The sequence below is a fragment of the Salmonella sp. 741265055_HSA genome, from assembly GCF_046569525.1.
In the GTDB taxonomy this organism is placed as follows: Bacteria; Pseudomonadota; Gammaproteobacteria; order Enterobacterales; family Enterobacteriaceae; genus Salmonella; species Salmonella enterica.
Map to the genome: position 1 here is coordinate 69575 of NZ_JBKFSQ010000023.1, position 8472 is coordinate 78046.

The window sequence follows — 8472 nt, forward strand, 5'->3', positions numbered from 1 at the left end:
AAACCATATAATTACAGGGGCTATTATGCGAAAACTCTGGAGAGCGCTACTCAGGCCAAGCGCCCGTTGGTCGATACTGGCGCTGGTCATTGTCGGGATTGTGATCGGCGTTGCGCTGATCGTGTTACCTCACGTCGGTATCAAACTGACCAGTACGACAGAGTTTTGCGTCAGCTGCCATAGTATGCAGCCGGTGTATCAGGAATATAAACAGTCCGTACATTTCCAGAACGCTTCCGGCGTACGCGCGGAATGTCACGATTGCCATATCCCCCCTGATATTCCAGGCATGGTGAAACGTAAGCTGGAAGCCAGCAACGATCTTTACCAGACATTTATCGCCCACTCGATTGATACCCCGGAAAAATTTGAAGCCAAACGTGCCGAGCTTGCCGAGCGTGAATGGGCGCGCATGAAAGAGAATAACTCCGCGACCTGTCGTTCCTGCCATAACTACGATGCGATGGATCACGCGAAACAGAACCCGGAAGCGGCGCGGCAAATGAAAATCGCCGCGAAAGAAAATCAGTCCTGCATCGACTGCCATAAAGGGATTGCCCACCAGCTACCGGATATGAGCAGCGGTTTCCGTAAACAGTTTGATGAACTGCGCGCCAGCGCCAGTACGCATAATGACGGCGATACGCTCTATTCGCTGGATATCAAGCCGATTTACGCCGCTAAAGGCGATAAAGAACCGGCAGGTTCGTTGTTACCTGCTTCTGAAGTGAAAGTCCTTAAACGGGACGGTGACTGGCTGCAAGTGCAAATCGAAGGCTGGACGGAGACGGACGGTCGCCAGCGCGTGCTGACGCAGTTGCCCGGTAAACGTATTTTTGTCGCCTCGATTCGCGGCGATGTGCAACAGCATGTGAAAACGCTGGAAGAGACCACCGTCGCGGCGACCAATACTCAGTGGAGCAAATTACAGGCAACCGCGTGGATGCAAAAAGGCGACATGGTAAATGACATTAAACCGATTTGGGCCTATGCCGACTCCCTCTATAACGGCACCTGTAATCAGTGTCACGGCGCGCCGGACAAAGCGCACTTTGACGCTAACGGCTGGATCGGCACGCTCAACGGCATGATCGGTTTCACCAGTCTGGATAAGCGTGAAGAACGTACCTTGTTGAAATATCTCCAGATGAATGCGTCTGATACCACCAACACGCCGCACAGCGATAAGGGAGAACACAATGAAAAATAAGGACTCGTTACACGTCTCTCGTCGACGTTTTCTGGCGCAGCTTGGCGGTTTGACGGTGGCAGGAATGCTGGGGCCGTCACTGCTGACGCCCCGTAGCGCCCGCGCAGCGGATGCCGTTGCGCCAGGCGCCGCGACGAAAGAGGGTATCCTTACCGGTTCTCACTGGGGGGCGATTCGCGCCACGGTGGTTGACGGTCGATTTGTGGCGGCAAAACCGTTTGAACAGGATAAATACCCGTCCAAAATGATCGCCGGTCTGCCCGATCACGTTCACAATGCGGCGCGTATTCGCTATCCGATGGTGCGCGTCGACTGGATGCGCAAAGGTCATCAAAGCGACACCTCGCAGCGCGGCGATAATCGTTTTGTGCGCGTCTCCTGGGATGAAGTGCTGGATCTGTTCTATCAGGAACTGGAGCGGGTGCAAAAAACCTACGGGCCGAGCGCGTTACTGACGGCGAGCGGCTGGCAATCTACCGGCATGTTCCATAACGCCTCCGGGATGCTGGCGCGCGCGATTGCGCTACATGGCAATAGCGTCAGCACGGGAGGGGACTATTCGACTGGCGCGGCACAGGTGATTCTGCCGCGCGTGGTGGGTTCAATGGAAGTGTACGAGCAGCAAACGTCATGGCCTCTGGTTTTACAGAACAGTAAAACAATTGTGCTATGGGGTTCTGATATGGTGAAAAACCAGCAGGCAAACTGGTGGTGCCCGGATCACGATGTCTATCAGTACTATGAACAATTAAAAGAAAAAGTTGCCAGCGGCGCTATCTCGGTCATCAGCATCGACCCGGTCGTCACCTCCACGCACGATTATCTGGGGCGCGATAAGGTCAAACATATCGCCATTAACCCGCAGACGGATGTCCCGTTACAACTGGCGCTGGCGCATACCCTGTACAGCGAGAAACTGTACGATAAAAATTTCCTCGATAACTACTGCGTCGGTTTTGACCAGTTCCTCCCCTATTTGCTGGGCGAGAAAGATGGACAGCCCAAAGATGCCGCCTGGGCGGAAAAACTGTGCGGTATTGACGCCGACACCATCCGCGCGTTGGCGCGGCAGATGGCGGGCGACAGAACGCAAATCATCGCTGGCTGGTGCGTACAACGTATGCAGCATGGCGAACAGTGGTCATGGATGGTCGTCGTGCTGGCGGCAATGCTGGGACAGATTGGTTTACCGGGCGGCGGCTTTGGTTTTGGCTGGCACTACAACGGCGCCGGGACGCCTGGTCGTAAAGGGATCATTTTAAGCGGCTTTTCCGGTTCGACGACCGTTCCGCCAGTACACGACAGCACGGATTACAAAGGCTACAGCAGCACCATTCCTATTGCGCGTTTTATGGATGCCATTCTTGAACCGGGCAAGGTCATTAACTGGAACGGCAAATCGGTTAAATTACCGCCGCTGAAGATGTGCGTGTTCGCCGGGACCAACCCGTTCCACCGACACCAACAAATTAACCGCATAATTGAAGGGTGGCGCAAGCTGGAAACGGTCATCGCTATTGATAACCAGTGGACGTCGACCTGCCGCTTTGCGGATATCGTTTTGCCGGCTACCACCCAATTTGAGCGTAACGACCTCGATCAGTTCGGCAATCACTCTAACCGCGGGATTATCGCCATGAAACAGGTGGTGTCGCCGCAGTTTGAAGCGCGTAACGACTTTGATATTTTCCGCGATCTCTGCCGACGCTTTAACCGTGAAGCGGCATTTACGGAAGGCCTTGATGAAATGGGCTGGCTGAAACGCATCTGGCAGGAAGGGAGCCAGCAGGGAAAAGGTCGCGGTATCCACTTACCGACTTTCGAGGTGTTCTGGAATCAACAGGAGTACATCGAGTTTGATCATCCGCAGATGTTTGTGCGCCATCAGGCTTTCCGTGAAGATCCGGACCTGGAGCCGTTGGGCACGCCAAGCGGTTTGATCGAGATTTACTCCAAAACGATCGCCGACATGCAATACGACGATTGTCAGGGCCATCCCATGTGGTTCGAAAAAATCGAACGCTCGCATGGCGGGCCGGGATCGCAGCGCTGGCCGTTGCACTTACAATCCGTCCACCCTGATTTCCGTCTGCATTCCCAACTGTGCGAGTCGGAAACGCTGCGTCAGCAATATGCCGTTGGCGGCAAGGAGCCGGTCTTTATTAACCCACAGGATGCCAGCGCGCGCGGGATCCGCAACGGTGACATCGTGCGGGTATTCAATGCACGCGGGCAGGTACTGGCGGGGGCGGTAGTTTCCGATCGCTATGCGCCGGGCGTGGCGCGAATTCATGAAGGCGCCTGGTACGATCCTGATAAAGGCGGCGATCTCAACGCGTTATGTAAGTACGGCAACCCTAACGTATTAACGCTGGATATCGGTACATCACAGCTCGCGCAGGCGACCAGCGCGCATACGACGCTGGTGGAAATTGAAAAATATACCGGCCCTATTGATAACGTCACGGCGTTTAACGGTCCGGTCGAGATGGTCGCGCAGTGTGAATATGTACCCGCATCGCAGGGGAATCCGCATGATTAAGCAGCCAGCGCTTGCTCAGGAACAGTACGCCTGCGTATATGCATGGCTGGCGTTACTCTTTTTCCGGGAAGTGGATGATGAAGGGTTAATACAATTACAGTCCGCGGAAATCGCGGACTGGCTGGCGCTGTTAAAGCGTCAGCCTGCGCTGGCGGCGTCGGTGGCGTTACTCGAACAAAAAATTGCCGCGCTTAGCCTGCGCCAGGATGCGCAGTTGGAGCTGGCCGCAGATTTTTGCGGATTGTTCCTGATGACGGATAAAAAATCGGCGTTGCCCTACGCCTCGCAATACCCGCAGCAGGAACCCGGCATGATTAAACATTTATTGCTTGAAGCCGGGATGGAAGTCAACGACGATTTTAAAGAGCCGGCCGACCACCTGGCGATTTATCTGGAATTACTCAGCCATTTACATTTTTCATTGGGTGAATCGTTCCAACAACGGAGAATGAATAAATTACGCCAGAAAACATTGTCGTCATTACTGGAATGGCTTCCGGAATTTACAAATAATTGCCTTAAGCATGATCCCTATGGTTTTTATGCTGCGTTAAGTCAATTATTGTTGGCTATCGTTCGTTTTGATGACGGAAAAGAGGATTTATCCATTGTTGCGGTTGAATAAACCCTGTGACGGGCATCGCAAAATAAATCTTACGATAGTCGGGGGTTATCATATCTATAGGTTTAGCCAATTGTAATTATTGATACCAATCAATATCCATGATGGGTTTGTATTTAGTATTGACGGGCCTCATGAGTAAAAAAATAAAATTTAATTAATCATGCCGCAATACCCCATAAGGATAGTGATATGAAAAAAATTACCCTCTATGCGACAACGGTTATCACCGTTGGGCTGTTATGTTATTTAGGTTTGTCCGGGTATGTATGGTATTACGACAAACAGCGCAGTAAAAAAAGCGATGTGCAGGCCTCGGTTGTGGGTGAAAATAATAAAATACTGGGTTATTTCAGGGAGAAAGGATGTGATTATTGTCATACGCCTTCCGCTGAATTACCTTTTTATTCCTCTTTTCCGGTGGCAAAGCAGCTAATGGATTACGATATCCAGCTTGGCTACAAATCGTTTAACCTGGAGGCGGTACGGGCCGCCCTGATTGCGGATACGCCGGTGCCGCAAAGCGAACTGAATAAAATTGAATGGGTTATGCAACATCAGACTATGCCGCCAACCCGCTATGTCGCGCTGCACTGGGCGGGGGGCGTCAGCGATAAAGAGCGTACTGACATCCTGAACTGGATAGCCGATCAGCGTGAGCGCAACTATGCCAGCGCCGATACCGACGCCGCGCACCGGAATGAACCCGTTCAGCCTATTCCGCGCAATATTCCCGTCGATGCGAAAAAAGTCGACTTAGGTTTCCGGCTTTATCATGATGAACGTTTATCCGGCGACAGCACAATATCCTGTGCGCATTGTCACGCGTTAAATGCGGGCGGTGTCGATGGCAGAAAAACCTCAATTGGCGTTGGCGGTGCGGTAGGACCAATAAATGCGCCGACGGTATTCAACTCCGTATTCAATATCGAACAATTTTGGGATGGTCGTGCTGCAACCCTGCAGGAGCAAGCTGGCGGACCACCGTTAAATCCTATTGAAATGGCCTCTAAATCCTGGGATGAAATTATTAGCAAGCTTGATAAAGATCCTGTCCTGAAAAAAGATTTCCAGGCGGTTTATCCGCAAGGATTTACCGGGGAAAATATTACTGATGCGATCGCCGAATTTGAAAAAACGTTGATAACGCCGGATTCCGCTTTTGATAAATGGCTGCGTGGAGATGAAAATGCGCTGACCGCGCAACAGAAACACGGTTATCAATTATTTAAAGAGAATAAATGTGCAACCTGTCACGGCGGTATCATTTTAGGCGGACGCTCTTTTGAACCATTGGGATTAAAGCGAGACTTTAATTTTGGCGAAATTACCGCAGCGGATATTGGTCGTATGAACGTCACCAAAGAGGTTCGCGATAAATTACGGCAAAAAGTCCCAGGCTTACGCAACGTCGCGTTAACGGCGCCTTATTTCCATCGGGGCGACGTACCGACGCTGGATGGCGCGGTAAAACTGATGCTGCGTTACCAGGTTGGCACCGATCTGCCGCAAAACGATATTGACGATATCGTCGCCTTCCTGGAAAGCCTGACCGGTGTTTATACGCCATATCAACCTGAATATGCGCAATGACAATGATGCTTGAAGCCAGAGATCTGTACTGCGAGCGGGACGAGAGGACGCTGTTTCGCGGGCTGTCGTTCACCGTGGACGCCGGGGAGTGGGTGCAGGTCACCGGCGGCAACGGCGCGGGAAAAACCACCCTGCTGCGCCTGCTGACCGGGCTGGCGCGCCCGGACGGCGGCGAGGTGTACTGGCAGGGCGAGCCCCTGCGCCGCGTGCGCGACAGCTTCCATCGCAGCCTGCTGTGGATAGGGCACCAGCCGGGGATTAAATCCCGCCTGACGGCGCGGGAGAACCTGCACTTCTTCCACCCCGGCGACGGCGCGCGTCTCCCGGAGGCGCTGGCGCAGGCCGGGCTGGCGGGATTTGAGGACGTGCCGGTCGCCCGGCTCTCGGCCGGGCAGCAGCGCCGGGTGGCGCTGGCCCGCCTGTGGCTGACCCGCGCCGCGCTGTGGGTGCTCGACGAGCCGTTCACCGCCATTGACGTTAACGGCGTGGCGCGCCTCACCCGGCGGATGGCGGCGCACACGGCGCAGGGCGGGATGGTCATTCTCACCACCCACCAGCCGCTGCCGGGGGCCGCGGACACCGTCCGCCGCCTGGCGCTGACCGGCGGGGAGGCAGGGCTGTGATGTGGCGTGTCTTCTGTCTCGAACTGCGCGTGGCGTTCCGCCACGGCGCGGACATCGCCGGCCCGCTGTGGTTCTTCCTGATGGTCATCACCCTGTTTCCGTTAAGCGTCGGGCCGCAGCCGCAGCTGCTGGCGCGTATCGCGCCGGGCATCATCCAGGTGGCGGCGCTGCTGGCCTCGCTGCTGGCGCTGGAGCGGCTGTTTCGCGACGACCTGCAGGACGGCAGCCTGGAGCAGCTGATGCTGCTGCCGGTGCCGCTGCCGGCGGTGGTGCTGGCGAAGGTGCTGGCCCACTGGGCGGTGACCGGCCTGCCGCTGATTATGCTCTCCCCGCTGGTGGCGCTGCTGCTGGGGATGGACGTGTACGGCTGGAAAATCATGGCGCTGACGCTGCTGCTCGGCACGCCGGCGCTGGGGTTTCTCGCCGCGCCGGGCGTCGCGCTGACGGCCGGGCTGCGGCGCGGCGGCGTCCTGCTGGGCATTCTGGTGCTGCCGCTGAGTGTCCCGGTGCTGATTTTCGCCGCCGCGGCGATGGACGCGGCATCGATGCATTTACCCGCTGACGGCTATCTGGCGGTGCTGGGGGCGCTGCTGGCGGGCAGCGCGACGTTAAGCCCGTTCGCCACCGCGGCGGCGCTGCGCCTCAGCGTGCAGTAGCGCCCCGGCGCGACGGACATTTTACTGGTTTCAGGAGGTCAGGTGACGACTATGTGGAAAACCCTTCATCAGCTGGCGGCGCCGCCCCGGCTGTATCAGATTTGCGGCAGGCTCGTGCCGTGGCTGGCGGCGGCCGGCATCATCGCGCTGGCCACCGGCTGGGTCCGGGGCTTTGGTTTCGCCCCGGCGGACTACCAGCAGGGGGAGGGCTACCGCATTATGTACCTGCATGTCCCGGCGGCCATCTGGTCAATGGGTATCTATGCGGCGATGGCGGTGGCGGCGTTCACCGGGCTGGTCTGGCAGATGAAAATGGCCAGCCTTGCCGTCGCGGCGATGGCGCCGGTGGGGGCGGTGTACACCTTCATCGCGCTGGTCACCGGCGCGGCGTGGGGCAAACCGATGTGGGGCACCTGGTGGGTGTGGGACGCGCGCCTGACCTCGGAGCTGGTGCTGCTGTTTCTCTACGCCGGGGTCATCGCCCTGTGGCACGCCTTTGACGACCGCCGGATGGCCGGGCGCGCGGCGGGCATTCTGGTGCTGGTCGGCGTGGTGAACCTGCCGGTTATCCACTATTCCGTCGAGTGGTGGAACACCCTGCACCAGGGCTCGACGCGGATGCAGCAGAGCATCGACCCGGCGATGCGCTCGCCGTTGCGCTGGGCCATCGCCGGCTACCTGCTGCTCTTTATGACGCTGGCGCTGATGCGGATGCGCAACCTGATTTTACTGATGGAAAAACGCCGCCCGTGGGTGAGCGAACTGATACTGAAAAGGGGGCACCGGTGAGTCCGGCATTTTCATCGTGGAGCGATTTTTTCGCCATGGGCGGGTACGCCTTTTTTGTCTGGCTGGCGGTGGCGATGACCGTGGCGCCGCTGGTGCTGCTGGTGCTGCACACGGTGCTGCAGCGCCGGGCCATTCTGCGCGGCGTGGCGCAGCAGCGGGCGCGCGAGGCGCGGATGCGTGCCGCACAGGCGCAACAGGAGGCCGCGTGAACCTGCGACGTAAAAACCGGCTATGGGTGGTCTGCGCGGTGCTGGCGGGCCTGGCGCTGACCACCGCCCTGGTCCTGTACGCGCTGCGCGCGAATATCGACCTGTTCTATACCCCCGGCGAAATTCTCTACGGCAAGCGCGAGACGCAGCAGCTGCCGGCAGCGGGCCAGCGTCTGCGCGTCGGCGGGATGGTGATGCCCGGCAGCGTCAGGCGCGACCCGGACTCGC

General features: G+C 57.1%; 9 protein-coding genes. All 9 read left to right on the forward strand.

The genetic code is table 11. The features are described from left to right. The first annotated feature begins 25 nt into the window (after positions 1-25). Positions 26-1210 (forward strand): pentaheme c-type cytochrome TorC, encoded by a 1185-nt coding sequence (gene torC / locus ACLD4K_RS14070; protein WP_001230254.1) that lies wholly within the window; start codon positions 26-28, stop codon positions 1208-1210. Continuing rightward, entirely contained in the window at positions 1200-3752 is a 2553-nt protein-coding gene (torA, locus tag ACLD4K_RS14075; RefSeq protein WP_411012032.1) for a trimethylamine-N-oxide reductase TorA, read from the forward strand. Before torC ends, torA begins: the two co-directional genes overlap by 11 nt. Then, entirely contained in the window at positions 3745-4377 is a 633-nt protein-coding gene (gene torD, locus ACLD4K_RS14080) for a molecular chaperone TorD (RefSeq protein WP_000595416.1), read from the forward strand. The genes torA and torD overlap by 8 nt, the downstream gene beginning before the upstream one ends. Positions 4378-4566: 189 nt before the next feature. Next, positions 4567-5967: a cytochrome-c peroxidase gene (locus ACLD4K_RS14085; RefSeq protein WP_000724469.1), complete on the forward strand. Its 1401-nt coding sequence runs from the start codon at positions 4567-4569 to the stop codon at positions 5965-5967. A gap of 5 nt (positions 5968-5972) precedes the next feature. After that, positions 5973-6590 (forward strand): cytochrome c biogenesis heme-transporting ATPase CcmA, encoded by a 618-nt coding sequence (gene ccmA / locus ACLD4K_RS14090; RefSeq protein ID WP_001747554.1) that lies wholly within the window; start codon positions 5973-5975, stop codon positions 6588-6590. Next, on the forward strand, positions 6587-7246 hold the full coding sequence (gene ccmB / locus ACLD4K_RS14095; RefSeq protein WP_000990028.1) for a heme exporter protein CcmB: 660 nt from the start codon (positions 6587-6589) through the stop codon (positions 7244-7246). Before ccmA ends, ccmB begins: the two co-directional genes overlap by 4 nt. Before the next feature lie 51 nt (positions 7247-7297). Next, positions 7298-8035, forward strand: a complete 738-nt coding sequence (locus ACLD4K_RS14100; protein WP_023205199.1) for a heme ABC transporter permease — start codon at positions 7298-7300, stop codon at positions 8033-8035. Beyond that, entirely contained in the window at positions 8032-8244 is a 213-nt protein-coding gene (ccmD, locus tag ACLD4K_RS14105) for a heme exporter protein CcmD (RefSeq protein ID WP_000074114.1), read from the forward strand. Before ACLD4K_RS14100 ends, ccmD begins: the two co-directional genes overlap by 4 nt. Continuing rightward, on the forward strand, positions 8241-8472 hold a 232-nt coding region (locus tag ACLD4K_RS14110), incomplete at its 3' end, for a cytochrome c maturation protein CcmE (RefSeq protein WP_224839599.1). The genes ccmD and ACLD4K_RS14110, both read left to right, overlap by 4 nt.

Coding starts and splice junctions, on each gene's coding strand:
- ACLD4K_RS14085 (WP_000724469.1), top strand. CDS start 4,567: ATGAAAAAAATTACCCTCTATGCGACAACGGTTATCACCGTTGGGCTG.
- ccmA (WP_001747554.1), top strand. CDS start 5,973: ATGCTTGAAGCCAGAGATCTGTACTGCGAGCGGGACGAGAGGACGCTG.
- torC (WP_001230254.1), top strand. CDS start 26: ATGCGAAAACTCTGGAGAGCGCTACTCAGGCCAAGCGCCCGTTGGTCG.
- torA (WP_411012032.1), top strand. CDS start 1,200: ATGAAAAATAAGGACTCGTTACACGTCTCTCGTCGACGTTTTCTGGCG.
- torD (WP_000595416.1), top strand. CDS start 3,745: ATGATTAAGCAGCCAGCGCTTGCTCAGGAACAGTACGCCTGCGTATAT.
- ACLD4K_RS14100 (WP_023205199.1), top strand. CDS start 7,298: ATGTGGAAAACCCTTCATCAGCTGGCGGCGCCGCCCCGGCTGTATCAG.